This window comes from Roseovarius nubinhibens ISM, from assembly GCF_000152625.1.
GTDB classification, from domain to species: Bacteria; Pseudomonadota; Alphaproteobacteria; order Rhodobacterales; family Rhodobacteraceae; genus Roseovarius; species Roseovarius nubinhibens.
On record NZ_CH724156.1, the window covers coordinates 333929 to 356969 of the forward strand.

The window sequence follows — 23041 nt, forward strand, 5'->3', positions numbered from 1 at the left end:
TATGCAGACGCCGCCAGAGCCGTTTTCCGGCTCAGGCGGCGTCAGTTGGAAAACTTGAAAAGGTATGTAAGCGCCACGAGCGGCGCCCACAACCTCTTATTCGGCCGCCTGCACAGCTGCTGCGGAGACCTTGAGCGAGCCACCCGCTTTTTCCACCGCGTCCACGGCCGCCTTGGAGGCGCCGGTCACTTCGATGTTGAGCTTGGCAGTCACGTCGCCCTTCGCCAGAACGCGGATGCCGTCGAGCTTGCGACGCACGAGGCCGCTCTCGATCAGCGCATCTTCGGTGATGGCTTTTTTCGCGTCGAGTTTCTTGGCATCGACGAATTTCTGGATGAGACCCAGGTTCACAACGGCAAAGGCCTTGCGGTTCGGCTTGTTAAAGCCGCGCTTCGGCAGACGTTGGTAGAGCGGCATTTGGCCACCCTCGTAACCGGCAATCGCCACACCCGAACGGGACTTCTGACCTTTGATACCGCGACCGGCGGTTTTACCCATGCCAGAGCCGGGACCACGGCCAACGCGTTTTTTGCGTTTGGTTGCGCCAGGATTGTCGCGCAGTTCATTGAGTTTCATATCGCTTCTCCTTTGCCGGATGTGGCCCCCGAAGCGTGATGGGGCCAACCACGGCGTTTCTTGGTTTGATCGAGTCGCGGCCCAAAGGCCACCCGCGGGCGTATAGACCCAAGGCAGAGCCATTGCAAGGGCATCTGAGGCGCCTCACCGCTGGCCCCTGCCCTGACACCCCGCACGCCCGGCTCGGACGCTCCCACGCCCCGCATATGAAAACACCCCGGCCATTGCGGGCCGGGGTGTCTGACTAATCTGCAAGGCGCAGAGCTTAGCCTTTCTCTTCGACGATCTCGACGAGATGCGGGATCTTCCGGACCATGCCGCGGATCGACGGGGTGTCTTCCAGCTCGCGGGTCTTGTGCATCTTGTTGAGGCCCAGGCCGATCAGCGTCTGACGCTGTTTGGCGGGGCGGCGGATCGGGCTGCCGATCTGCTTGACGACGATGGTTTTAGCCATGGTTTAGGCCTCCTCTACCACGGGGGCCTGCTCACCGCTGACCTTGGGGGCATCTTCCTTGCGCAGGATGTCGGCGACTTTCTTGCCACGACGCTGGGCCACCATACGGGGGCTCGATTCTTGCGTCAGACCGTTCAGCGTTGCGCGGATCATGTTATAGGGGTTTTGCGACCCGATCGACTTGGCGACCACGTCCTGCACACCCAGCATCTCGAACACGGCACGCATCGGACCACCGGCGATGATACCGGTACCTTGCGGTGCGGTGCGCATGACCACCTTGCCAGCGCCGTGACGGCCCTTGACATCGTGGTGCAGCGTCCGGCCCTCGCGCAGCGGCACGCGGATCATTTGACGCTTGGCTTGCTCGGTGGCTTTGCGGATGGCCTCGGGGACCTCCTTGGCCTTACCCTTGCCAAAGCCGACGCGGCCTTTTTGATCGCCAACAACGACCAGAGCGGCAAAGCCGAAGCGCTTACCACCTTTAACGGTTTTGCTGACGCGGTTGATCGCGACCAGGCGATCTGCGAATTCCGGGGTCTCGTCGCGATCGCGGCGGTCCCGACGGTTATCTTCTCTTGCCATCTGGCGTCCTTTCCAAGCGGCACGGCCAATCGTGCCAATCACTCAATCCAGGTAGGCGGAACACAAGGTCCCTCCTCCGGATCATCGAGGCGGCCCCGAAAGGCCGCCTGCACCTTTAGATCTTCAGACCACCTTCACGCGCAGCGTCGGCCAGAGCCTTCACCTTGCCGTGAAAGAGGAAACCGCCACGGTCGAAATAGGCTTCGACCACACCGGCTTTCTTCGCGCGCTCGGCAATCGCGGCACCCACCTTGGTGGCGGCCTCGATGTTGTTCTTGCCGACAACGCCCAGATCTTTTTCCATCGACGAGGCCGAAGCCAGCGTCACGCCGTTCACATCGTCGATCAGCTGCACGCTGATGTTCTTGTTCGAACGGTGCACGCTCAGGCGCGGACGCCCGGCGTTGACCTTGCGAAGTTTGTTCCGAACGCGCAGGCGGCGTTTCAGAAACAGAGTTCTCTTGCTGTTTGCCATCTTTTTCGCGTCCCTTACTTCTTCTTGCCTTCCTTCTGGAAGATGTACTCGTCTTTGTAGCGAATGCCTTTGCCCTTGTAGGGCTCGGGACGACGCCAGTCGCGGATATTGGCCGCGACCTGACCGACGAGCTGCTTGTCCGTGCCTTCGACGACCAGTTCGGTCGGCTTGGGCGCGGTAACAGTCACACCTTCCGGAATGGGGAAATCGACATCATGGCTGAGGCCGAGGTTCAGTTTCAGAACATTGCCCTGAAGCTGAGCCCGGTAACCCACACCGCGGATTTCCAGCTCTTTCTTGAACGTGTCCTTGGCGCCGAACACGAGGTTCGAAACCACAGTGCGGGTCATGCCCCACTGCTGACGGGCACGCTTGGACTTGCCGCGCGGGGTCACGGTCACCTGACCATCGGCCACCTCAAGGGTGACATCGTCGGTCGCGGTGAAGGTCTTGACGCCTTTCGGGCCTTTCACTTCGAGGGTCTGACCCGACACGGTGGCAGTGACGCCATCGGGAAGGGCTACGGGCTGTTTTCCGATACGAGACATGGTTCAGGCCTCCTCAGAATACGGTGCAGAGCACTTCGCCACCGACATTGGCCGCGCGTGCATTTGCATCCGACATCACACCTTTGGGGGTGGAGACAATCGACACACCCAGGCCCTGACGGACCGTCGGGATGTCCTTGACGCCCATGTAGACGCGACGACCGGGCTTGGAGACCCGCTTCATTTCGCGAATGGCAGGGGTGCCTTCGAAGTATTTCAGGCTGATTTCGATCGCCGGGTGGCCATTGGCACCGGTCATCTCTTCATAGCCACGGATGTAGCCTTCGCCTGCCAGCACATCGAGAACGCGCACGCGCATTTTCGAGGCCGGGACCATGACGGTGGACTTGCCACGCATACCCGCGTTGCGGATACGGGTGAGCATATCGCCGATAGGATCATTCATATCGTGCCCTCCTTACCAGCTCGACTTGACCATGCCGGGCAGCTGACCCGACGAGCCAAGCTCGCGCAGCGCAATCCGGCTGATCTTCAGTTTGCGATAGTAGGCGTGCGGACGCCCGGTGAGCTGGCAGCGGTTGTGCAGCCGGGTTGCCGAGCTGTTGCGCGGCAGTTTGGCCAGCTTCAGGGAGGCGCGGAAACGCTCTTCCATCGGCTTGCTCTCGTCGTTGACGATCTCTTTCAACGCGGCGCGCTTGGTGGCGTATTTCTCCACCAGCTTTTGGCGCTTCTTTTCGCGTTCGATCATTGCTTTTTTAGCCATTATTCAAATCCTCCCGCGGCGTCAGCTGTTGAAGGGCATGTTGAAGTGCTTCAACAGTGCCTTTGCTTCGGCGTCGGTCTGAGCCGTGGTTGCGATGACGATGTCCATACCCCAGGATTCATCGATCTTGTCGAAGTTGATCTCGGGGAAGATGATGTGCTCTTTGATGCCCATGGCATAGTTGCCACGGCCGTCAAAGCTCTTGCCCGATACGCCGCGGAAGTCGCGGATACGGGGCATGGCCACAGTGATCAGACGATCGAGGAAGTCATACATGCGGTCGCCACGCAGGGTGACCTTGGCGCCCATCGGCATGCCGTCACGAACACGGAAGCCCGCGATCGAGTTCTTGGCGATGGTCATCACAGCGCGCTGGCCGGCAATGGTGGTCAGATCTTCGACCGCCGATTTGGCCTTCTTGCTGTCTTTGACCGCTTCGCGGCCACAGCCGATGTTCAGAACGATCTTTTCCAGACGCGGGATCTGCATGTCGTTCTTATAGCCGAATTCCTCTTTCAAGGCGGGGCGGATCGCCTCCTTGAACTGGGTCTTCAGACGCGGGGTGTAGGTTGCGGTATCAAGCATCGATCACGTCCCCCGTGGTCTTGGCAAAGCGCACTTTCTTGTCGCCTTCGGTTTTGAAACCCACGCGGGTCGGTTTGCCGTTGGCGTCGAGGAACGCGAGGTTGCTCAGATCGATCGGCATCGCCTTGGGCAGACGGCCGCCCTGGCTGGTCTGGCTCTGGCGGGTGTGGCGGATCGCCATGTTCACGCCTTCGACCACGGCTTTGCCCGACTTGGGGTCAACCGAAGTGATCGTGCCTTCCTTGCCCTTGTCCTTGCCGGACAGGACGACGACCTTGTCGCCTTTTTTCAGTTTAGCAGCCATATCACAGCACCTCCGGGGCGAGCGAGATGATCTTCATGAAGTTCTTCGCGCGAAGCTCACGAACCACCGGGCCAAAGATACGCGTACCGACCGGCTCACCTGCGTTGTTCAGGATCACGGCGGCGTTGCGGTCAAAACGGATGGCGGTGCCGTCTTCACGACGAACCTCTTTGGCGGTGCGCACGACGACGGCCTTACGGACGTCGCCCTTTTTCACGCGACCGCGCGGGATGGCTTCCTTGACCGAGACGACGATGATGTCGCCAACGGATGCGTATTTACGCTTGGAACCACCCAGAACCTTGATGCACTGCACCCGGCGAGCGCCGGAGTTGTCAGCGACATCCAGATTGGTCTGCATCTGGATCATTTGGTGTCTCCCGACCTTTGGGACCGCTAAGCGTCATTGGCCCCAGGGTTTCGTTAAGCCGAAAGGCTCCGGGGGCTTACGCCTCCAGAACCTCCCAACGTTTCGTTTTCGATTTCGGCGCGCATTCGATGATGCGGACGGTATCGCCGACTTTGAAAGCGTTGTTTTCATCGTGAGCCCGGTATTTCTTGGACTTACGGATGGTTTTCTGCAGCACGGGGTGCTTGAAACGACGTTCGACCGAAACCGTGACGGTTTGGGCGTTTGCATCGCTGGTCACGCGACCTTGAAGGATACGTTTGGGCATGTCTCTCGCTCCTTACTCGGCGGCCGCTTGGGCTTTTTCGTTCAGAATGGTCTTGACGCGCGCGGCGGCACGACGGGCCTGACGCAGACGGGCCGGGTTCTCCAGCTGACCGGTCGCGGCCTGAAAGCGCAGGTTGAATTGCTCTTTCTTGAGGTTGACCAGCTCTTCCTTGAGCTGATCAGGCGTTTTATCACGCAGTTCGGTGGCGTTCATAGCCATGTTCCTTTCAACATCACCGGGGGGCCGCGATTATCGCGTCACCCTGATTCCGGTGGAGTAGGTGAATGAAGGGGCCGTTTAGACCCAGTTCGGGGATAAAGCAACCCCCAAGCGCGCAGCACGGAAAATAAAGGCCAAACCGCGCCTGCCTCTTCTGCCAGACCGCCTGCCCCGCCGCAATCCCCGGGCGACAACTATGGCAACATTATGGCCCGCCGCGGGCTTTGCCTTAATTTTGAACGATTGTGCCGTTAACCTTGATCCCATGCAGGCCAAAGCCCCCCACCGGGGCCCGCCCGCGTGTGTGTGTATGAGTAAACATGTGTAATGGAGTGAGGCCGTGGCCCCCAGAGACTTAATGACGAGCGGTGGTTTCGACGATCCCGCGACCGGTTGGACCGGAGCCGATGTCGACGCCCGAATTTCTCAAAACCTTTATCCCGGCAACGGTCGCGCCGACCGCGTTGTCGAAACGGACGATGCCGGCAATCAGATCACCGTGATGCAACAGGTGATCGACCTGCCCGAGGCCACCACCACCGCGCTCACCTTCGACTCCCTGCTGCGCCCCAAATCCAACGCCACCGCCGACAGCCAAGGCTTTCGCGTCGATATTCTCGACAGCGCGGGCCATGGGATCGCCAGCCAGAGTTTCCCCCCTTCCAACACCTATCAGGCCTATGCGATGCCGGTGACCTTCCCCGAGGCCGGCAGCTACACCCTGCGCCTGACCGAGCTCGCGCCGAACGTGACCGTGCTGGAAGAGGATATCTCGCTGCTGGTCGGTGTCGTCGAGGGCACCGCCATCGACACGCCCGACGGCCCCGCCCCGATCGAGAGCCTGCAGATCGGCGATCTGGTCAGCACTCAGCACGGCCCCCGCGCCATCCGCTGGATCGACGCGCACCAAATCACCCCCGACGACCTCGCCGCCAATTCCCGGCTGCGCCCCGTCAAGATCAGCGCCGGCGCCCTGGGCCAAGACCTGCCCCGCGCCGATCTGTGGATGTCGCCCGAGCACCGGATGCTCATCCACACCCCGCTCTGCCGCAAACTCTTCGACGCCGACCACGCCCTCGTCGCCGCCCATCACCTGACCGTCCTCGATGGCGTCGAAGTCTATGACAGCCGCGAGAGCGTCCGCTATATCCACCTGCTTCTGGACGAGCACGCCATCCTCACCGCCGAAGGCACCCCGAGCGAGAGCCTGCTGCTCGACGACACCGCCTGGGACGCGCTGACGGCTCAGGCCCGCGCCGAACTCCGCGCCCTCTGCCCCGATCTCGACACCGACCGCAGCGCCCCCAAATCCGCCGCCGTCCTCCCCGTCTGGCGCCAACAAAAACGCCTCGCCCGCCGCCTCGCCGCCGATCTCGCAGCAGACCTCCCTGCCGAAACCTCAGGCCAAACCCTCACAGACATCGCCGCCGAATAACACCGCCCGCACAAACCCACCGCAAGCTCCGGATTTCTCCCGGGGCTTGCCATAGTTTCGAACCATTCCCGGACTAGCCTACCCCCGACCGCACCCCCCGCGGCGCGCATAATTTTAGATCACTAGTATAGATAACGTATTAGGAGAGACCCCGTGCCCCCCAGAGATTTGATCACGAACGGCGGCTTTGACAATGGCGCCGCCGGCTGGAACGGCAATGACATCGAGGCCACCAACAACGAAGGCGCCTATCTCGGCAACGGCGGCACCAGCCGTGTCGCCGAAATGGACGGCTACTCCAATCAGGTCACCGTGATGCAGCAGGTGGTCGAGGTGCCCTACCCGACCACCACCGAACTCACCTTCGATTCCGCCCTGCGCACCGCCTCGAACTCCAACGCTGGCCGCGAAGGCTTCCGCGTCGACATTCTCGACAGCAATGGCAATGTGATCGCCACCCAGAGCTTCTTTCCCACCGCCAACACGATGCAGCAATATTCGCTGCCGGTGACCTTCCCCGACGCCGGCAACTACACTGTTCGCTTCACCGAGCTCGGGCCGAACGACTCGCTCGGCGCGATTGTCGACAATATCTCGCTGATGGTCTGTTTCGTCGACGGCACCGCCATCGACACGCCCGATGGCCCGGTCCCGGTCGAGAACCTGCAGATCGGCGATCAGGTCAGCACCGAACAAGGCCCCCGCGCCATCCGCTGGATCGGCCAGCGTCAGATCACCCCCGAAGACATCGCTTCGAGCCCCCGTCTCCGCCCCATCAAGATCAGCGCCGGCGCCCTGGGTCAGGGCCTGCCCCGCGCCGATCTCTGGATCTCGCGCCAGCACCGGATGCTCGTCCACTCACCGCTCTGCCGCCGGCTCTTCGACAGCGACCACGCCCTCGTCGCGGCCCATCACCTCACCGCCCTCGACGGCGTCGACGTGGACGGCACCCGCGAGAGCTTCCGCTATATCCACCTGCTTCTGGACGATCACGCCATCCTCACCGCCGAAGGCGCCCCGAGCGAGAGCCTGCTGCTCGGCGAAACCGCCTGGAACGCCCTGACCGATCAGGCCCGCGCCGAACTCCGCGCCCTCTGCCCCGATCTCGAAGCCGACCGCGGCGCCCCCAAATCCGCCGCCGTGGTCCCCGTCTGGCGCCAGCAAAAGCGCCTCGCCCGCCGCCTCGCCGCCGATCTCGCCGCGCAATCCGCGCAATCCGCCCTGCGCATCGCCGCCGAGTAGCGACGATCAGGCGCGGCCCCCCACACTCGGGCCGCGCCCCGCTCTCGCGCCTCGGCGCGCTCCCGCACGCACCGGATTAGGCCTCCACCACCACGCGGCCCGACCCGAGCCATCACGCCCCTCCCCCCTCGCCAACCTCCGCCAAATCCGCTAGGACGCAGGCAACCAAGGAGGCCCCCATGGCACAGATTTCCTCGCTCTTCGTCACCCGTCTCTATCACGCCCCGCTGTCGGACCATGGCCCCGCCATCGACGCCGAGGAAATGGAAAGCTCCTGCTATGCCATCGCCGAGGATGACGAGGCCGGTCAGGGCTGGTGCGAGGAAAACGGCTATCCGGGCTACACCTCTTACGCCTCGCTCACCGACCTGCCCTGGCGCTTTCCGATCTTTGCCGATCTGGTGAAATCGCTCGACGCCCATGTCGCGGCCTTCGCCGAAGATCTCGAGTTCGATCTCGACGGCCGCGCGCTCGAGCTCGAGGATCTGTGGATCAACATCCTGCCCGAGGGCGGCAGCCATGCCTCGCATATCCACCCGCATTCGGTGATCAGCGGCACCACCTATGTCTCGATGCCCGGCGGCACCTCGGCGCTCAAGCTAGAAGACCCGCGCCACGCGATGATGATGGCCGCCCCCGCCCGCCGCAAAACCGCCCGCGACGAGCTGCGCCAGTTCATCTATGTCACCCCCGCCGTGGGCGACGTGCTCTTGTGGGAAAGCTGGCTGCGCCACGAAGTGCCGATGAACATGTCCGAAGACGACCGCATCTCGGTGAGCTTCAACTACCGCTGGGCCTGATCCCCCGGCAAACACCCCCTTACCAGACACAAAGAGACCGGCGCGCTTTGCCGCCGGTCCCCTGCGATCCAAGACACTTGGGCTTACTTGTGCCAATCCACAATCACGTCATAGCCCTGCGCCTTCGGCGGCTCGACCAGATATTCGGCAAACTCTCCCCAGAGCGATTTGACCGTCTCCGCATTGGCCTCTGAGAGCGCGCGGCTCTCCACCAGCGCGATGATATAGCCTGCGTGGTCGTCATTCATCACATTGGTAAAACTGTGCATCCCCTTCATCCCAAGGATGCGCTCCTTCAGCGTCTCGAGCTTCTTGGTGGCCGCCCCCCGCGACCCGGGCTTCATCTGATAAGGCGTGACCCGTGCATACATCTCTCCATCTCCCTCTTGGCTCAGGGGCGGAGTATAGCACAAATCGCCCCGCCCCGCCCGATCCAGCCCCGCACCCGGCGCGATCCGGCCCAGCGGAGCGCAACAGAGGCGACAGCCCTGGCTCAGCCGATGCCGCGCGTCTCGAGTATCTCGTCCCGATGCCGGCTCTGCATCCGGTTGACCGCCTTCATCATCTCCATCGCACAGCCGATCGCCGCCGCCTCCGCCAGAAGCGAGATCGCAAAGAAGACCAGCGTGCCGTTGAACGACCCAAAGAGATGCACCCGGCTCTCCACCATCAGCGTCGCCGTCAGCGACACCACGCCAGAGCCCAGCACCAGCAGCCACCATTGCCAGATCTTGAACGGCGCGCGGTGCCACCTGTCCGAGACCGCCGCGATGGCCAACATCGTCTTCAGCGGCATCCACAGGTTCAGGACCGGCACGAAATACCAGCCGACACAGGCCCAGGGCGCGGGTTTGAACTTGGTCCGCGACAAGACCCCGGCATTCTGCGCCGCGCGATAGACAAAGGTGAGAAAGGCGATCATGCCGCCGAAGAACAGCAGCGACGTGACCGCGATCATGCCGTCGCTCATCCAGAGATCGTAGAAATGCGCCCGCGTCAGAACCGTCTCGGCCGTGAGGCTGGCAAAGCCCAGCAGCCCCGACAGAAGGATCTGCGGCACGAAAAAGAGATAGGTCACATAGCGCGACGGCTCCAGCCGCATGAAGTGCTGTTTGACATAGGCCACATCGCTTTCGCCCCCCGCCAGCGCCTCGCCCTCCCAGACCTCGCCCTCCCAGACCTCGCCCATTGCCGCTGTCGCCATGTCGCTCAGCGGTGCCGACTGATCCTGAGACGCGCCCGGTGCCCCCGGGGCCCCCGGTGCCGCCCCCGTGCTGGGTTCACGCCTGTGGCTCGGCCACCGAGTCTGCCCCTCACCGCGATCCTCTGGCGGTGCGTCGCTCTGGTCCAGCGGCGGTGCGCCGATCGGCCCGCTCAGAAAACCGCGCAAATCGGTCTTGAACACGGGCGTCCAGCTGTCGAGCAACTCGGACCAGACCCGTGTATGGGCATCGATGACCCCGGCATCCACCAGCGCCTCGACCTGCGCCTCCGACACCGGCCCACGTCTTTCGCCCTTCAGCTCATAGAACCATGTGGTCTCTGTCATCTCGCTGCCCCCCAATGTGCGCCACCAACACAAGATCATCCTATCCGGCCTTGCATTGTCGCATTTTTGCACATTTCGATCAACTGAGACGGGCTAGGCGGCAACCGCCCACCGCCCGGAAATCACCACTGTCGCTTTACCGACGTGATACCGACGACTTACCGACCCGCCATTTTCGGCCCAAGTTTGTGCCTATCCCCGGACCGCGTTCCAGCCGGCAACACCTCGCGCGCTCTCATCCGAAGCCGCTCTATCAGCGTCGAACAGGCCCCGCTTGCCAGCTCCGCCCTGCGCTGTAACGGGCCGCTTAACATGACAGATCTGGCAGCCCCAACCCCACCGGACCCGCCAAAGAAAAAGCCCCCGCCGCAATCGCGACGGGGGCTTTTTATCTTGGTGTCGAAAAGACTTACCAGTCTTCGCGCTGAACCACACGGGTCTTGATCGGCAGTTTCATCGCCGCCAGACGCAGCGCTTCGAGCGCCACATCTTCGGCCACGCCGTCGATCTCGAACATCACACGGCCCGGCTTGACCTTGCAGGCCCAGAAGTCGACCGACCCCTTACCTTTACCCATCCGAACTTCGGTGGGCTTCGAGGTCACCGGAGTATCCGGGAAGATCCGGATCCAGACACGACCCTGACGCTTCATGTGACGGGTCATCGCACGACGCGCCGCCTCAATCTGCCGCGCTGTGACGCGCTCGGGTTGGGTGGCTTTCAGACCGAAAGACCCAAAGTTGAGATCAGAACCGCCTTTGGCTTGGCCCTTGATCCGACCTTTGTGCATCTTGCGGAATTTTGTACGCTTTGGTTGTAGCATCTTTCACCCTCCTCAGCGACGGCCGCCGGCGCCACGCGGCGCAGGACCATCCTGGAGTTCCTGGGCTTTGCGATCGCGGGCCGACGGGTCGTGCTCCATGATCTCACCCTTGAAGATCCACACCTTGATACCGATGATGCCGTAGGGCGTCATGGCTTCAGAGTGGGCGTAATCGATATCGGCACGCAGCGTGTGCAGCGGAACCCGACCCTCACGATACCATTCGGTACGTGCGATCTCGGCACCACCCAGACGACCAGCGACGTTCACCCGGATACCCAGGGCGCCCATGCGCATCGCGTTCTGCACGGCACGCTTCATGGCGCGACGGAAGGACACACGACGTTCCAGCTGCTGCGCGATGCTGTCACCCACCAGGGCGGCGTCCAGCTCGGGCTTGCGCACTTCAACGATGTTGAGGTGCAGTTCGCTGTCGGTCATTGCGGCCAGCTTCTTGCGCAGGGTTTCGATATCGGCGCCTTTTTTGCCGATGATCACGCCCGGGCGCGCAGTGTGGATCGTGACGCGGCACTTCTTGTGCGGACGCTCGATGATCACACGGCTGATGCCGGCTTGCTTGCACTCTTTCTCGATGAATTCGCGGATCGCGATATCTTCGAGCAAAAGATTGCCATAGTCCTTGGTGTTGGCGTACCAGCGGCTGTCCCAGGTGCGGTTCACCTGAAGGCGCATGCCAATCGGATTGACTTTGTTACCCATTAGGCTTGCTCCTCAACTTCACGCACCTTGATGGTCAGTTCCGAGAACGGCTTGCGCAGGGCGCCAAACCGACCACGGGCACGCGGGCGACCGCGCTTCATGACCAGGTTCTTGCCGACATAGGCCTCGGCCACGATCAGCTCGTCCACATCCAGGTTATGGTTGTTTTCAGCGTTGGCGATGGCGGACTGAAGGCATTTCTTCACGTCCTGCGCGATCCGCTTTTGGCTAAAGGTCAGGTCGTTAAGAGCCTTGTCGACCTTCTTGCCACGGATCATCGCCGCAACCAGGTTCAGTTTCTGCGGGCTGGTGCGAAGCATGCGCAGTTTGGCCATTGCTTCGTTGTCTGCCACGCGGCGGGGGTTTTTTTCCTTGCCCATGACTTACTTCCGCTTCGCTTTCTTGTCGGCCGCATGCCCGTAGTAGGTACGGGTCGGCGAATACTCACCGAACTTCTGACCGATCATGTCCTCGGTCACGTTGACCGGCACATGTTTTTGACCATTGTAAACGCCGAACGTCAGACCCACGAATTGGGGCAGGATCGTCGAACGACGCGACCAGATTTTGATGACTTCATTGCGGCCCGACTCGCGTGCTGCCTCGGCCTTTTTCAGGACGTAGGCATCAACGAAGGGGCCTTTCCATACAGAACGTGCCATGTGTTAACGGCCCTTCTTCTTGGCGTGGCGCGAGCGGATAATGAGCTTCTGCGACGCCTTGTTCTTGTTGCGGGTGCGGGCACCCTTGGTCGGCTTACCCCAGGGCGTCACCGGGTGACGACCACCCGAGGTACGGCCCTCACCACCACCATGGGGGTGGTCGATCGGGTTCATGACGACACCACGGACGCTCGGACGGATGCCCTTGTGGCGCATACGACCGGCTTTGCCGTAGTTCTGGTTCGAGTTGTCGGGGTTCGACACGGCACCGACGGTGGCCATGCATTCCTGACGCACCATGCGAAGCTCGCCCGAGCTCAGACGGATCTGAGCGTAGCCACCATCACGACCAACGAACTGGGCATAGGTGCCCGCGGCGCGTGCGATCTGGCCGCCCTTGCCGGGTTTCAGTTCGATGTTGTGAACGATGGTACCGATCGGCATGCCCGAGAACGGCATTGCGTTGCCCGGCTTGATGTCGACCTTGGCGCCGGCGTACACTTTGTCGCCCACGGCCAGACGCTGAGGTGCGAGGATATAGGCTTGTTCGCCGTCCTCATATTTCACCAGCGCGATAAAGGCGGTCCGGTTCGGGTCATATTCGATCCGCTCGACGGTTGCCGCCACGTCGAATTTATTCCGTTTGAAGTCTACGATCCGGTAGAGGCGTTTCGCCCCACCACCGCGACGACGCGATGTGATACGTCCGGTGTTGTTCCGGCCACCCGATTTCGTCAGACCCTCGGTGAGGGCTTTGACGGGGCGTCCTTTCCACAGCTCCGAACGGTCGATCAGCACCAGCCCGCGCTGGCCCGGCGTCGTTGGCTTATACGACTTGAGTGCCATGCTTTCTGTCTTCCGTTAGCTAACGGCAGGTCTTGCCTGCCTATGTTTACAGCCCCCCGAAGGTGGCCTGGTCTATAGGCCCCCGTAGGTGCCCGGTTAGATGCTCTTGCGAACAAACGCACAGCCCCGGACGAATCCGGGGCTTTGCCGATGGGCTCGTTTAGGCGACACCGCCCCCAAGGTCAAGGGACTTGCCCAATAAATCGGCCCCCTGCATTCCCCCCTGCCCTACCCAAGGCCCCGCGCCGTCAGATCCGGTCACGCGAGGGGCGAAACAGAAAGGCCCCGGCCGTTTGCACAGCCGGGGCCTAAGATGTCACTCCGGGCCGATCAGAGGCCGGTGGAGACGTCGATCGTGTTGCCCTCTTCGAGCGTCACATAGGCTTTCTTGATGTCCTTGCGCTTGCCGGGTTGCCCCTTGAAACGCTTGGTCTTGCCTTTTGCGATCGTGGTGTTGACGGCCTTGACCTTGACACCAAAGAGCGCCTCAACGGCCTCTTTGATCTGCGGCTTCGAGCTGTCGATGTCCACTTCAAACACAACCGCACCGTTTTCCGAGGCCATGGTGGCCTTCTCGGTGATGATCGGCTTGCGGATCACGTCGTAATGTTCTGCTTTCGCGCTCATTTCAGACGAGCCTCCAGTGCTTCGACACCCGCTTTGGTGAGCACGAGCGTGTCACGCTTGAGGATGTCATAGACATTTGCGCCCATCGACGGCAGCACATCGAGACCTTCGATGTTGCGCGCGGCCTTGGCGAACTCTGCGTTCACTTCGGCACCGTCGATGATCAGGGCGCGTTTCCAACCCAGATCCTTGACTTGCTTGGCCAGAGCCGAGGTTTTGCCAGCGGAATCCGCTGCCTCGATGATGACCAGCTCGCCAGCTTTGACCTTGGCGCTCAGCGCGTGCTTGAGACCCAGCATGCGGACCTTCTTGGGCAGATCATGCGCATGGCTGCGCGGCGTCGGGCCCTTGTAGATACCACCTTTGCGGAAGATCGGCGCGTTCCGGTCACCATGGCGTGCGCCACCGGTGCCCTTCTGGCGGTAGATCTTCTTGGTCGAGTAGCTGGTTTCCGACCGCGTCTTGACCTTGTGGGTGCCTTGCTGCGCTTTGTTACGCTGCCAGCGGACCACACGGTGCAGGATGTCGGCACGCGGTTCCAGGCCGAAGATGTCTTCGCCCAGATCGACCGAGCCGGCTTTGCCGCCGTCCAGTTTGATCACGTCGAGTTTCATTCTTCGCCTTCCTTCTTCTCAGCCTGAATGTCGGCCTCGGCCTCGTTCAGTGCTGCGGCTTCCTGTGCGGCCTGCTCTTCAGCTGCGGCCTTTGCGGCGGCTTCTGCTTCGGCGGCTGCGGCTGCAGCGGCTTCTTCAGCGGCTTTCGCGGCTTCTTCAGCGGCGGATTTCAGAGCAGCAGGCAGGATCGCGTTCTCGGGGAACGGTTTCTTGACTGCGTCCTTGACCGTCACCCAACCACCTTTGGAGCCCGGCACGGCGCCTTTGACCATGATCAGGCCACGGTCGGCGTCGGTTTTGACCACTTGCAGGTTCTGGGTGGTGACACGGGCAGCACCCATGTGACCGGCCATTTTCTTGCCTTTGAAGACGCGGCCCGGGTCTTGACACTGACCGGTCGAACCATGCGACCGGTGGCTGATCGAAACACCGTGCGTGGCGCGCAGACCACCAAAGTTGTGCCGTTTCATGGCACCGGCAAAACCTTTACCGATCGAGGTGCCCGAAACGTCCACGAACTGACCTTCGAAGTAATGGTCGGCCGTGATCTCTTCGCCCACGTTGATCAGGTTCTCAGGCGCGACGCGGAATTCCGCGATCTTGCGCTTGGGCTCCACCTTGGCGATCGAGAAGTGACCGCGCATGGCTTTGCTCACGCGTTTTGCCTTGATCGAGCCAGCACCGAGCTGAACCGCCGAATAGCCATGGGCTTCGGGGGTACGCTGGGCAACCACCTGCAGTTTGTCCAGTTGGAGAACGGTCACAGGGATCTGCTTGCCGTCTTCCATGAAAAGCCGGGTCATGCCGACTTTCTTTGCGATAACACCAGAGCGCAACATAACGAACTGCCCTCCTTAGACCGAAATCTGGACGTCGACGCCAGCGGCCAGGTCGAGCTTCATCAGCGCGTCCACGGTCTGCGGGGTCGGGTCTACGATGTCGAGAAGACGCTTGTGCGTCCGGATCTCGAACTGATCGCGAGATTTCTTGTTCACGTGGGGACCACGCAGAACGGTGAATTTCTCGATCTTGTTCGGCAGCGGGATCGGGCCACGCACGTTCGCGCCAGTGCGCTTCGCGGTGTTAACGATCTCCTGCGTGCTGGCATCCAGTACGCGGTAATCGAATGCCTTCAGCCGAATGCGAATGTTTTGGCTTTGCATTTTTTAGCCTTTCGCGGCGTTGGAGTTGATAGGAGGAAGGCCGGACCACCCGGCCTCCCTCGTCGAACCCAGAGGGTTTTCTTATTCGATGATTTTCGAGACGACGCCAGCGCCGACGGTACGACCGCCTTCACGGATGGCGAAGCGCAGACCGTCTTCCATAGCGATCGGCGCGATCAGCTCAACTTCGAATTTCAGGTTGTCGCCCGGCATCACCATCTCGGTGCCCGACGGCAGGTTCACGGTCCCGGTCACGTCCGTCGTACGGAAGTAGAACTGCGGACGGTAGTTCGCGAAGAACGGCGTGTGACGGCCACCTTCGTCCTTGGTGAGGATGTAGGCCTCAGCTTCGAACTTGGTGTGCGGTGTCACCGAACCCGGCTTACACAGAACCTGACCACGCTCGACGCCTTCACGGTCGATGCCGCGCAGCAGGGCGCCGATGTTGTCGCCAGCTTCCCCACGGTCGAGCAGCTTGCGGAACATCTCAACACCCGTGCAGGTGGTTTTCTGCGTGTCGCGGATGCCGACGATTTCGATCTCGTCGCCCACGTTGATCACACCACGTTCCACACGACCGGTCACAACCGTACCGCGACCCGAGATCGAGAACACGTCTTCGACCGGCATCAGGAAGGGCTGATCCACGGCACGTGCCGGGGTCGGGATGTACTCGTCCACAGCCGCCATCAGCTCACGGATTTTCTCTTCGCCGATTTCCGGGTTGTTGCCTTCCATCGCCGCCAAGGCCGAACCCGCGATGATCGGAATGTCGTCGCCCGGGTAGTCGTAGGAGCTCAGCAGTTCGCGGATTTCCATTTCCACCAACTCGAGCAGTTCCTCGTCGTCGACCTGGTCAACCTTGTTCATGAACACGACCATGTAGGGGATGCCCACCTGACGGCCGAGCAGGATGTGCTCGCGGGTCTGGGGCATCGGGCCGTCGGCTGCGTTCACAACCAGGATCGCGCCGTCCATCTGCGCCGCACCGGTGATCATGTTCTTCACATAGTCAGCGTGGCCGGGGCAGTCGACGTGGGCGTAGTGACGGGTGTCGGTCTCGTATTCCACGTGTGCGGTCGAGATGGTGATCCCGCGGGCCTTCTCTTCGGGCGCGCCGTCGATCTGGTCATACGCTTTGAAGTCGCCGAAATACTTCGTGATCGCAGCGGTCAGCGTCGTCTTGCCGTGGTCAACGTGACCAATCGTGCCGATGTTCACATGCGGTTTCGTGCGGTCAAACTTTTCCTTTGCCATGATGGCCTCCTTTGTCTTTTCAGGTGGTGGGCGGCGCCCACCCTACAGGTTGGGTAGGGCGGGGCTGACCCCGCCACCCGGATTATGCGTATTTCGCCTGAATCTCTTCCGAGATGTTCGACGGAACCGGATCGTAATGCGAGAACTGCATCGTGAACTGCGCGCGGCCCGAGGACATCGAACGCAGGGTGTTGATGTAGCCGAACATGTTCGCCAGCGGAACGTTCGCGTTGATCGCGATGGCGTTGCCGCGCGGCTCTTGGCCCGACACTTGACCGCGACGCGAGGTCAGGTCGCCGATGATGCCACCGGTGTATTCTTCCGGCGTGACAACTTCGACCTTCATGATCGGCTCGAGCAGCTTGGCGCCCGCTTTGCGGAGACCTTCACGCATGCACATACGTGCGGCAATCTCGAAGGCCATGACCGAAGAGTCCACATCGTGGAACTTACCGTCGATCAGCGCGACCTTGAAGTCGATCACGGGGAAGCCCGCGAGCGGACCGCTGTCCATGACGCTCTCGATCCCTTTTTCGACACCGGGGATGTATTCCTTCGGCACCGAACCACCGACGATGCGGCTCTCGAAGGAGTAACCTTCACCGGCCTCTGTGGGCGAAATGACCATTTTGACTTCGGCGAACTGACCCGAACCACCCGACTGTTTCTTGTGGGTGTAGGTGTGCTCGATCTCGTGACCGATGGTCTCGCGATAGGCCACCTGGGGGGCACCGATGTTGGCTTCGACCTTGAACTCGCGCTTCAGACGATCGACGAGAATGTCGAGGTGAAGTTCGCCCATGCCTTTCATGATGGTCTGACCGCTTTCGATGTCAGTTTCCACACGGAAGGAGGGGTCTTCGGCCGCCAGACGCTGCAGACCTTGAGACATTTTCTCTTGGTCGTTCTTGGTTTTCGGCTCGACCGCGATCTCGATCACCGGATCGGGGAAGGTCATGGTTTCGAGAACCACGGGCTCTTTCACGTCCGACAGAGTGTCACCGGTGGTGGTGTCTTTCAGACCCGCCAGCGCGATGATGTCGCCTGCAAAGGCTTCTTCGATCTCTTCACGGTTGTTCGAGTGCATCATCATCATACGACCGATGCGCTCTTTCTTGCCTTTGGTCGAGTTCAGAACGGTGTCGCCTTTGTTCAGCACGCCCGAGTAGATGCGCGTGAAGGTCAGCGAGCCCACGAAGGGGTCGTTCATAATCTTGAAGGCCAGGCCCGAGAACGGCATCGCATCGTCTGCACGACGCGGGATGTTCCGAACTTCTTCTTCATCGCCGGGTTTGAAGCCCATGTAGTCGACCACGTCCAGCGGGCTGGGCAGATAGTCGATCACTGCGTTGAGAAGCGGCTGAACGCCTTTGTTCTTGAAGGCCGAGCCACCGAGAACCGGCACGAAGCTCAGCGACAGCGTGCCCTTGCGGACCAGCTTGCGGAGCGTCGGGACGTCGGGCTCTTCGCCTTCGAGATAGGCTTCCATCGCGGCGTCGTCCATTTCGACGGCGTTCTCGATGAGCTTGCCACGCCATTCTTCGGCCATGTCCTTGAGGCTGTCGCGGATCGGGGCCTTGACCCAGCTCGCGCCGAGGTCTTCACCCTGCCACAGCCACTCTTCCATGGTCACGAGGTCCAGCAGACCTTCGAGCTCGTTCTCTGCGCCGATCGGGATCGCCACGGGCACGGGGGTCGCGCCGGTGCGGTCTTTGATCATGTGAACGCAGTTGAAGAAGTCCGCGCCGATCTTGTCCATCTTGTTGACGAAGACGATACGCGGAACTTTGTAGCGGTCAGCCTGACGCCACACGGTTTCGGTCTGGGGCTCAACGCCGGCGTTGGCGTCGAGAACAGCAACCGCACCGTCGAGAACCGCCAGCGAACGTTCGACTTCGATGGTGAAGTCCACGTGGCCGGGGGTGTCGATGATGTTCATCCGGTGCTTGGGCGTGTCGGGGGTCTCGCCGTCTTCGGTGCGTTCCCAGAAGGTGGTGGTCGCAGCCGAGGTGATGGTGATCCCGCGTTCCTGCTCCTGCTCCATCCAGTCCATGGTGGCGGCGCCATCATGCACCTCACCGATGTTGTGGGATTTGCCGGTGTAAAACAGGATACGTTCCGAGCAGGTGGTCTTGCCTGCGTCGATATGGGCCATGATACCGAAGTTGCGGTACCGTTCGAGCGGATAATCGCGTGCCATGGGTGTTAGTTCCTCTCCGGACTTACCAGCGGTAATGGCTGAAAGCTTTGTTCGCTTCGGCCATCTTGTGGGTATCTTCGCGTTTCTTGACAGCGGAACCGCGCGATTGAACGGCGTCAAGCAGCTCACCGGCGAGGCGCTCTTCCATCGTGTTCTCGTTGCGGGCGCGGCTGGCGGTGATCAGCCAGCGGATCGCCAGCGCCTCACGGCGCTCGGGGCGCACTTCGACGGGAACCTGGTAGGTGGCACCACCCACACGGCGCGAGCGAACCTCGACCGACGGTTTGATGTTGTCCAGGGCTTCGTGGAAGACTTCGACGGGGGCGCGCTTGATCTTGCCTTCAACGCGATCGAGCGCGTTGTAGACGATCTTTTCGGCGACCGATTTCTTACCGTCGATCATCAGGTTGTTCATGAATTTCGTCAGAACCCGGTCACCAAACTTGGCGTCGGGCAGGACTTCGCGTTTTTCAGCAGCGTGACGACGAGACATCTCAGATTCCTCTTACTTAGGACGCTTGGCGCCGTATTTCGAACGACGCTGCTTACGGTCTTTGACGCCCTGGGTATCCAGAACACCACGAAGGATGTGATAGCGCACACCGGGAAGGTCTTTTACACGGCCGCCGCGGATCAGAACAACCGAGTGTTCCTGCAGGTTGTGGCTCTCACCCGGAATGTAGCTGATCACCTCGTAGCCGTTGGTCAGGCGCACCTTGGCGACCTTCCGCATGGCCGAGTTCGGCTTTTTCGGGGTCGTGGTATAGACTCGCGTGCAGACGCCGCGTTTCTGGGGGCACTGCTCGAGGTGCATCGACTTCGAGCGCTTAACTTTGGGCTGCCGCGGCTTGCGGATCAGCTGTTGGATCGTTGGCATTCCGGTCTCTTTCCCGTCTCTCAACACATGTGTTTGCACCAGGCCATGGGCCCTATGCGGTTTCAGTTTCTGCACTTAACGCGTCCGCAAGCACAAATGCCGCAATCGTTTCCATTCCGAGGTAAACGACGCGGTGGGTTCCCAGAGGATCGGGGCGATAAAAGTGCCCGGATCTTGTCCACTAGAATTTTGATATAGGCATTGAGGGCGACCCCCCAGTACCTGGATGGGGCGCGTATAGGGGGAGTCGGAAGGCTTGTCAACAGCACGCCCCACTTCTCCCAGCCCCCATTCTTCTCCTCACCCCGTCGCGGTATGATCTTGTTCTTGTCATTATTGTCGACGATGGTCGAGCAGGAACAATCAGAGCGGTCGCAATGAACAGTCGTGATATGCAGGTGATCGGGCTTTGCCGGTTTTCCTACCCGGCCCTCGGCGGGTTTCAGGTGGAACATGAAACCATCGCCGAACGCGAGGCCTTTCTCTACGACCCCACCCGGCTCGACGAACGGTTTCGCATGTTCGAGACGATCACCCTGCCGCCACTGCGCGCCCAGAGCGATAAGAACTTCACCTTCGGCGTGGTGATCGGCACCTCCTTTCCTGACCAGCATCGCGCCCGGCTCGAGGCGCTTCTGGCCGATATCCCGCAGGCGGTGATCATCGCCCGCCCGCCAAAACGCCACCGGCCGGTGATGAAGGAAATCCTGCAAGAGCTGCGCCAGCCGACCGGCCTGCCCTCCTTGCAATTCCGCATGGATGATGACGACGCGGTCAGCATCCATTTCGTCAAACGGCTGCGCGAAGTGGCCCAGGATCTGTCAGGCGTCATCGCCCGCAACCGCTATGTCGGCATTGATTTCAACCAGGGCTATATCGCCCGGATCGACGCCAAGGGCCTGCGCGCCAAACCCTGTGTCGAAACGCTCTGGACCCCGGCGCTGGCGATGGCCGTCTCGCCGCACGCCTCGCGCGGCATCATGAATTTCAGCCATGCCAAACTGACCCGCGTGATGCCGGTGCTGAGCGTCACCGGAGAGGATATGTATATCCGCGGCCATAATGAGTATAATGACTCTCGACAAAAAGACGGGATCAAGCCCGTCCGCGTGCCCCGCGTCACCGAGGAAGACGCCCGACATTTGAAACAGGTATTCAACATTGACCAAGACCATATCCGTGCCGTCCATCGCCGATAGCCACAGCCGCACCGGGGCGCCATCATGCGCGTGATCGGTGTCTGCCGCTTCTCCTACCCGGCCCATGGCGGGTTTCGCCGGATGCACGACAGCCTCGAGGAACGCGAGGCCTATCTCTATGACGACGCGCGCATGGCGCTGCGCTTTTGGCATTTCGAGAGCCTGACCCTGCCCTCGCTCAAGGCCCAGACCAACCCCGACTTCACCGTGCTGGTCATCATCGGGGAGAACATGCCGAAACATTGGCTCGACCGGCTGCACCAGATCACCGCCCCCCTGCCCCAGCTCAAGATCGTGCCGACCCCGCCGATCAAACACCGCACCGCGCTCGAGCTTGCCATCAAGGCCGAGCTCGGCGACACCGATCAGCCCTCGCTGCAGTTTCGCATCGACGACGACGACGCCATCGGCATCGACTTTGTGCAACAGGCCCGGTTTGCGCTCCGCCGCAGCGGCCGGTTCCACCGTGAAACCGGGCGCATGGCCTTTGATTTCAACAACGGGTTCAGCGTCAAACTGTCAGACACCGGCCTCGCCGTGCGCGCCGAGTTCGGTCATTTCCTGTCCTGCGGGCTGGCGGTCTATTTCCCCGCCAAGGACAGCAAGACGGTGATGAACTTCGGCCACCACAAGCTGCATCAGGTGATGCCGATGATGATCCAGCCCGCGCCGCCGATGTATCTGCGGTCGAAACATGACGACAATGATTCCGGCGACAAGTTTCAGCCGCGCAATCTGGTCCCGGCGGACGAGGCGCAAAAAGAGCTGTTCAAAACCCGGTTCAACGTATCCGAGGACCATATTGCAGAGGTGTTCGCCGACCTGTCCGCGCTTCGCGGTAAATCGTGAACACGCCACTGGCGGCCACGATCCCCGCCCCGAGGAGCGTCAGAGGCGCCGGCCATTCGCCAAAGGCAAACCAGCCCAGCGCCAGCGCCCAGAGCAGCCCAGTGTATCTGAACGGCGCGGTAAAGGATATCTCTCCCACCCGCATCACCATGATCGAAAACAGATAGCCACAGAAGATCGATCCAGAGGTCAGCGTCAGCAGCAGCGCCTCGCGCCCGCTGATCGGCGCCCAGTCAACCCCCGTGCTGACCACCCCATAGACCAGCGTGATCGCCACCGTCGTCACCCACGTCACCAGCATCGAGGGCGTCTCACGTGACAACCGGCGCGTCGAGAGATCGCGCACCGTGACGAAACAGACGGCAATCAGCCCGTAGATCGAATAGATCGTGAACCCTTCCGCCCCGGGCCGCACGATGAGCATCACGCCGATAAAGCCGATGACAATGGCCACCAACCGCTTCCAGCCAAAGCCTTCGCCCAGAAACAGCGCCGCCGCCAGCGCCAGCACCAAGGGCAGCGCCTGCAGGATCGCCGTGATATTGGCGAGCGGCATATGGCTGAGCGCGGTGAGAAAGAAATAGGTGGCGCAGATCTCTGCGCCCGTGCGCAGCGCCACAAACACCCGGTCCCGCGGCGCGATCCGCCCGCTGAACGCCCCCATCCGCCACGCCAGCAGGCTCACCGCCGTCGTGGTCAGCGCGCCCCGCAGAAAGATGAGCTGCACCACAGGCACCTGCCCGGTCATCATCTTCATGAACATGTCGTTGATGGTAAAGGCGGCCATCGACGCCATCATCAACAGCGCCCCTTTCAGATTGTCGGAAATGGCCATGGCGTCCTCCTGCCCTCGCGTCATTTCTCAAAGCAAACGCCGCCAGTGGCAAGGTACGAATTGTACCTCAGCGCAACTTGGTCTGATCTATCTCAATAAGGTCGCGCGAACTGGATACCGGCAAGGCCGGGTCTGCCAGCTCCCTGCGGTGGATCTAGACGGGATCAAACAAGCGGCACCGCGCATCCGATCGTGT

At 61.3% G+C, this 23041-nt stretch carries 33 protein-coding genes; 5 read left to right on the plus strand and 28 right to left on the minus strand.

Features of this window, described 5'->3' with window-relative positions:
- Positions 1-96 precede the first annotated feature (96 nt).
- From rplO to rpmC, 12 genes are all read right to left on the minus strand, one after another.
- Positions 97-576 (minus strand): 50S ribosomal protein L15, encoded by a 480-nt coding sequence (gene rplO / locus ISM_RS01705; RefSeq protein ID WP_009812369.1) that lies wholly within the window; start codon positions 574-576, stop codon positions 97-99.
- A gap of 265 nt (positions 577-841) precedes the next feature.
- Positions 842-1030 (minus strand): 50S ribosomal protein L30, encoded by a 189-nt coding sequence (gene rpmD / locus ISM_RS01710; RefSeq protein ID WP_009812370.1) that lies wholly within the window; start codon positions 1028-1030, stop codon positions 842-844.
- A gap of 3 nt (positions 1031-1033) precedes the next feature.
- On the minus strand, positions 1034-1615 hold the full coding sequence (gene rpsE, locus ISM_RS01715) for a 30S ribosomal protein S5 (protein ID WP_009812371.1): 582 nt from the start codon (positions 1613-1615) through the stop codon (positions 1034-1036).
- A gap of 115 nt (positions 1616-1730) precedes the next feature.
- Positions 1731-2090, minus strand: coding sequence for a 50S ribosomal protein L18 (gene rplR / locus ISM_RS01720; protein ID WP_009812372.1), 360 nt, complete (start codon positions 2088-2090; stop codon positions 1731-1733).
- Between the two features lie 14 nt (positions 2091-2104).
- Positions 2105-2638, minus strand: coding sequence for a 50S ribosomal protein L6 (rplF, locus tag ISM_RS01725; protein WP_040617765.1), 534 nt, complete (start codon positions 2636-2638; stop codon positions 2105-2107).
- Between the two features lie 13 nt (positions 2639-2651).
- The gene (rpsH, locus tag ISM_RS01730) at positions 2652-3044 is read right to left on the minus strand and encodes a 30S ribosomal protein S8 (protein ID WP_009812374.1); all 393 of its coding nucleotides are present in this window, start codon (positions 3042-3044) and stop codon (positions 2652-2654) included.
- 12 nt (positions 3045-3056) lie between these two features.
- The gene (rpsN, locus tag ISM_RS01735) at positions 3057-3362 is read right to left on the minus strand and encodes a 30S ribosomal protein S14 (RefSeq protein WP_040617766.1); all 306 of its coding nucleotides are present in this window, start codon (positions 3360-3362) and stop codon (positions 3057-3059) included.
- A gap of 21 nt (positions 3363-3383) precedes the next feature.
- On the minus strand, positions 3384-3947 hold the full coding sequence (rplE, locus tag ISM_RS01740; RefSeq protein ID WP_009812376.1) for a 50S ribosomal protein L5: 564 nt from the start codon (positions 3945-3947) through the stop codon (positions 3384-3386).
- Positions 3940-4251: a 50S ribosomal protein L24 gene (gene rplX / locus ISM_RS01745; RefSeq protein WP_009812377.1), complete on the minus strand. Its 312-nt coding sequence runs from the start codon at positions 4249-4251 to the stop codon at positions 3940-3942. The genes rplE and rplX overlap by 8 nt, the downstream gene beginning before the upstream one ends.
- A gap of 1 nt (position 4252) precedes the next feature.
- Entirely contained in the window at positions 4253-4621 is a 369-nt protein-coding gene (gene rplN, locus ISM_RS01750) for a 50S ribosomal protein L14 (protein ID WP_007427594.1), read from the minus strand.
- A 76-nt stretch (positions 4622-4697) separates the two neighbouring features.
- Entirely contained in the window at positions 4698-4928 is a 231-nt protein-coding gene (gene rpsQ, locus ISM_RS01755; protein WP_009812379.1) for a 30S ribosomal protein S17, read from the minus strand.
- A gap of 12 nt (positions 4929-4940) precedes the next feature.
- On the minus strand, positions 4941-5141 hold the full coding sequence (gene rpmC / locus ISM_RS01760) for a 50S ribosomal protein L29 (RefSeq protein WP_009812380.1): 201 nt from the start codon (positions 5139-5141) through the stop codon (positions 4941-4943).
- A 364-nt stretch (positions 5142-5505) separates the two neighbouring features.
- Between rpmC and ISM_RS01765 the strand changes: the two genes are divergently transcribed.
- The 3 genes from ISM_RS01765 to ISM_RS01775 all read left to right on the plus strand — a co-directional run bounded on the left by ISM_RS01765 (position 5506) and on the right by ISM_RS01775 (position 8624).
- Entirely contained in the window at positions 5506-6582 is a 1077-nt protein-coding gene (locus ISM_RS01765; RefSeq protein WP_009812381.1) for a Hint domain-containing protein, read from the plus strand.
- Positions 6583-6735: 153 nt separating this feature from the next.
- Positions 6736-7824: a Hint domain-containing protein gene (locus ISM_RS01770; protein ID WP_040617767.1), complete on the plus strand. Its 1089-nt coding sequence runs from the start codon at positions 6736-6738 to the stop codon at positions 7822-7824.
- Between the two features lie 179 nt (positions 7825-8003).
- Positions 8004-8624: a 2OG-Fe(II) oxygenase family protein gene (locus ISM_RS01775; RefSeq protein WP_009812383.1), complete on the plus strand. Its 621-nt coding sequence runs from the start codon at positions 8004-8006 to the stop codon at positions 8622-8624.
- A gap of 83 nt (positions 8625-8707) precedes the next feature.
- On the opposite strand, the gene ISM_RS01780 is transcribed toward ISM_RS01775, so the two are convergent.
- From ISM_RS01780 to rpsL, 15 genes are all read right to left on the minus strand, one after another.
- On the minus strand, positions 8708-8995 hold the full coding sequence (locus tag ISM_RS01780) for a hypothetical protein (RefSeq protein ID WP_009812384.1): 288 nt from the start codon (positions 8993-8995) through the stop codon (positions 8708-8710).
- 122 nt (positions 8996-9117) lie between these two features.
- Positions 9118-10173, minus strand: a complete 1056-nt coding sequence (locus ISM_RS01785) for a DUF4328 domain-containing protein (RefSeq protein WP_009812385.1) — start codon at positions 10171-10173, stop codon at positions 9118-9120.
- A 409-nt stretch (positions 10174-10582) separates the two neighbouring features.
- On the minus strand, positions 10583-10996 hold the full coding sequence (gene rplP, locus ISM_RS01790; RefSeq protein WP_009812386.1) for a 50S ribosomal protein L16: 414 nt from the start codon (positions 10994-10996) through the stop codon (positions 10583-10585).
- Positions 10997-11008: 12 nt separating this feature from the next.
- Positions 11009-11716 carry a 30S ribosomal protein S3 gene (gene rpsC / locus ISM_RS01795; RefSeq protein ID WP_009812388.1) on the minus strand — a complete coding sequence of 236 codons (708 nt, stop codon included), beginning with the start codon at positions 11714-11716 and terminating at the stop codon, positions 11009-11011.
- A complete protein-coding gene (rplV, locus tag ISM_RS01800; RefSeq protein ID WP_009812389.1) occupies positions 11716-12096 on the minus strand; it encodes a 50S ribosomal protein L22 in 381 nt (126 codons plus the stop codon). Before rplV ends, rpsC begins: the two co-directional genes overlap by 1 nt.
- Positions 12097-12099: 3 nt before the next feature.
- Positions 12100-12378: a 30S ribosomal protein S19 gene (gene rpsS, locus ISM_RS01805; protein WP_009812390.1), complete on the minus strand. Its 279-nt coding sequence runs from the start codon at positions 12376-12378 to the stop codon at positions 12100-12102.
- A gap of 3 nt (positions 12379-12381) precedes the next feature.
- The gene (gene rplB, locus ISM_RS01810; protein ID WP_009812391.1) at positions 12382-13224 is read right to left on the minus strand and encodes a 50S ribosomal protein L2; all 843 of its coding nucleotides are present in this window, start codon (positions 13222-13224) and stop codon (positions 12382-12384) included.
- A gap of 330 nt (positions 13225-13554) precedes the next feature.
- A complete protein-coding gene (locus ISM_RS01815) occupies positions 13555-13851 on the minus strand; it encodes a 50S ribosomal protein L23 (RefSeq protein WP_009812392.1) in 297 nt (98 codons plus the stop codon).
- Positions 13848-14465, minus strand: a complete 618-nt coding sequence (rplD, locus tag ISM_RS01820) for a 50S ribosomal protein L4 (protein ID WP_009812393.1) — start codon at positions 14463-14465, stop codon at positions 13848-13850. The genes ISM_RS01815 and rplD overlap by 4 nt, the downstream gene beginning before the upstream one ends.
- Positions 14462-15304 (minus strand): 50S ribosomal protein L3, encoded by an 843-nt coding sequence (gene rplC, locus ISM_RS01825; protein WP_040617769.1) that lies wholly within the window; start codon positions 15302-15304, stop codon positions 14462-14464. Before rplC ends, rplD begins: the two co-directional genes overlap by 4 nt.
- 15 nt (positions 15305-15319) lie before the next feature.
- Positions 15320-15628: a 30S ribosomal protein S10 gene (rpsJ, locus tag ISM_RS01830; protein WP_009812396.1), complete on the minus strand. Its 309-nt coding sequence runs from the start codon at positions 15626-15628 to the stop codon at positions 15320-15322.
- Between the two features lie 81 nt (positions 15629-15709).
- A complete protein-coding gene (gene tuf, locus ISM_RS01835) occupies positions 15710-16885 on the minus strand; it encodes an elongation factor Tu (protein WP_009812398.1) in 1176 nt (391 codons plus the stop codon).
- A gap of 82 nt (positions 16886-16967) precedes the next feature.
- Positions 16968-19085, minus strand: coding sequence for an elongation factor G (gene fusA / locus ISM_RS01840; RefSeq protein ID WP_009812399.1), 2118 nt, complete (start codon positions 19083-19085; stop codon positions 16968-16970).
- Between the two features lie 22 nt (positions 19086-19107).
- Positions 19108-19578, minus strand: a complete 471-nt coding sequence (gene rpsG, locus ISM_RS01845) for a 30S ribosomal protein S7 (protein ID WP_009812400.1) — start codon at positions 19576-19578, stop codon at positions 19108-19110.
- A gap of 12 nt (positions 19579-19590) precedes the next feature.
- On the minus strand, positions 19591-19962 hold the full coding sequence (gene rpsL, locus ISM_RS01850) for a 30S ribosomal protein S12 (protein ID WP_005980675.1): 372 nt from the start codon (positions 19960-19962) through the stop codon (positions 19591-19593).
- Between the two features lie 377 nt (positions 19963-20339).
- Here rpsL and ISM_RS01855 point away from each other — a divergent pair, with 377 nt between their 5' ends.
- Positions 20340-21161 carry a putative rhamnosyl transferase gene (locus ISM_RS01855; protein WP_009812401.1) on the plus strand — a complete coding sequence of 274 codons (822 nt, stop codon included), beginning with the start codon at positions 20340-20342 and terminating at the stop codon, positions 21159-21161.
- A gap of 24 nt (positions 21162-21185) precedes the next feature.
- Positions 21186-22010, plus strand: coding sequence for a glycosyltransferase (locus tag ISM_RS01860; RefSeq protein ID WP_009812402.1), 825 nt, complete (start codon positions 21186-21188; stop codon positions 22008-22010).
- On the opposite strand, the gene ISM_RS01865 is transcribed toward ISM_RS01860, so the two are convergent.
- The gene (locus ISM_RS01865; protein ID WP_009812403.1) at positions 21943-22845 is read right to left on the minus strand and encodes a DMT family transporter; all 903 of its coding nucleotides are present in this window, start codon (positions 22843-22845) and stop codon (positions 21943-21945) included. The genes ISM_RS01860 and ISM_RS01865 overlap by 68 nt on opposite strands.
- Between the last annotated feature and the right edge of the window lie 196 nt (positions 22846-23041).

Excerpts from the sequence above, each read along its gene's own strand:
- rpsE (WP_009812371.1), bottom strand. The coding sequence starts at position 1,615 with ATGGCAAGAGAAGATAACCGTCGGGACCGCCGCGATCGCGACGAGACC.
- rplC (WP_040617769.1), bottom strand. The coding sequence starts at position 15,304 with ATGTTGCGCTCTGGTGTTATCGCAAAGAAAGTCGGCATGACCCGGCTT.
- rpmD (WP_009812370.1), bottom strand. The coding sequence starts at position 1,030 with ATGGCTAAAACCATCGTCGTCAAGCAGATCGGCAGCCCGATCCGCCGC.
- ISM_RS01785 (WP_009812385.1), bottom strand. The coding sequence starts at position 10,173 with ATGACAGAGACCACATGGTTCTATGAGCTGAAGGGCGAAAGACGTGGG.
- rplP (WP_009812386.1), bottom strand. The coding sequence starts at position 10,996 with ATGCTACAACCAAAGCGTACAAAATTCCGCAAGATGCACAAAGGTCGG.
- rplF (WP_040617765.1), bottom strand. The coding sequence starts at position 2,638 with ATGTCTCGTATCGGAAAACAGCCCGTAGCCCTTCCCGATGGCGTCACT.
- ISM_RS01765 (WP_009812381.1), top strand. The coding sequence starts at position 5,506 with ATGACGAGCGGTGGTTTCGACGATCCCGCGACCGGTTGGACCGGAGCC.
- rplX (WP_009812377.1), bottom strand. The coding sequence starts at position 4,251 with ATGGCTGCTAAACTGAAAAAAGGCGACAAGGTCGTCGTCCTGTCCGGC.
- ISM_RS01860 (WP_009812402.1), top strand. The coding sequence starts at position 21,186 with ATGCGCGTGATCGGTGTCTGCCGCTTCTCCTACCCGGCCCATGGCGGG.
- rpsN (WP_040617766.1), bottom strand. The coding sequence starts at position 3,362 with ATGGCTAAAAAAGCAATGATCGAACGCGAAAAGAAGCGCCAAAAGCTG.
- rpsH (WP_009812374.1), bottom strand. The coding sequence starts at position 3,044 with ATGAATGATCCTATCGGCGATATGCTCACCCGTATCCGCAACGCGGGT.
- rplN (WP_007427594.1), bottom strand. The coding sequence starts at position 4,621 with ATGATCCAGATGCAGACCAATCTGGATGTCGCTGACAACTCCGGCGCT.
- rplB (WP_009812391.1), bottom strand. The coding sequence starts at position 13,224 with ATGGCACTCAAGTCGTATAAGCCAACGACGCCGGGCCAGCGCGGGCTG.
- ISM_RS01780 (WP_009812384.1), bottom strand. The coding sequence starts at position 8,995 with ATGTATGCACGGGTCACGCCTTATCAGATGAAGCCCGGGTCGCGGGGG.
- rplE (WP_009812376.1), bottom strand. The coding sequence starts at position 3,947 with ATGCTTGATACCGCAACCTACACCCCGCGTCTGAAGACCCAGTTCAAG.
- rplV (WP_009812389.1), bottom strand. The coding sequence starts at position 12,096 with ATGGGCAAGGAAAAAAACCCCCGCCGCGTGGCAGACAACGAAGCAATG.
- rpsS (WP_009812390.1), bottom strand. The coding sequence starts at position 12,378 with ATGGCACGTTCTGTATGGAAAGGCCCCTTCGTTGATGCCTACGTCCTG.
- rpsL (WP_005980675.1), bottom strand. The coding sequence starts at position 19,962 with ATGCCAACGATCCAACAGCTGATCCGCAAGCCGCGGCAGCCCAAAGTT.
- fusA (WP_009812399.1), bottom strand. The coding sequence starts at position 19,085 with ATGGCACGCGATTATCCGCTCGAACGGTACCGCAACTTCGGTATCATG.
- rplR (WP_009812372.1), bottom strand. The coding sequence starts at position 2,090 with ATGGCAAACAGCAAGAGAACTCTGTTTCTGAAACGCCGCCTGCGCGTT.
- ISM_RS01855 (WP_009812401.1), top strand. The coding sequence starts at position 20,340 with ATGAACAGTCGTGATATGCAGGTGATCGGGCTTTGCCGGTTTTCCTAC.
- ISM_RS01865 (WP_009812403.1), bottom strand. The coding sequence starts at position 22,845 with ATGGCCATTTCCGACAATCTGAAAGGGGCGCTGTTGATGATGGCGTCG.
- rpmC (WP_009812380.1), bottom strand. The coding sequence starts at position 5,141 with ATGAACGCCACCGAACTGCGTGATAAAACGCCTGATCAGCTCAAGGAA.
- ISM_RS01815 (WP_009812392.1), bottom strand. The coding sequence starts at position 13,851 with ATGAGCGCGAAAGCAGAACATTACGACGTGATCCGCAAGCCGATCATC.
- rplD (WP_009812393.1), bottom strand. The coding sequence starts at position 14,465 with ATGAAACTCGACGTGATCAAACTGGACGGCGGCAAAGCCGGCTCGGTC.
- rpsG (WP_009812400.1), bottom strand. The coding sequence starts at position 19,578 with ATGTCTCGTCGTCACGCTGCTGAAAAACGCGAAGTCCTGCCCGACGCC.
- rpsJ (WP_009812396.1), bottom strand. The coding sequence starts at position 15,628 with ATGCAAAGCCAAAACATTCGCATTCGGCTGAAGGCATTCGATTACCGC.
- rpsQ (WP_009812379.1), bottom strand. The coding sequence starts at position 4,928 with ATGCCCAAACGTATCCTTCAAGGTCGCGTGACCAGCGATGCAAACGCC.
- rpsC (WP_009812388.1), bottom strand. The coding sequence starts at position 11,716 with ATGGGTAACAAAGTCAATCCGATTGGCATGCGCCTTCAGGTGAACCGC.
- ISM_RS01775 (WP_009812383.1), top strand. The coding sequence starts at position 8,004 with ATGGCACAGATTTCCTCGCTCTTCGTCACCCGTCTCTATCACGCCCCG.
- tuf (WP_009812398.1), bottom strand. The coding sequence starts at position 16,885 with ATGGCAAAGGAAAAGTTTGACCGCACGAAACCGCATGTGAACATCGGC.
- rplO (WP_009812369.1), bottom strand. The coding sequence starts at position 576 with ATGAAACTCAATGAACTGCGCGACAATCCTGGCGCAACCAAACGCAAA.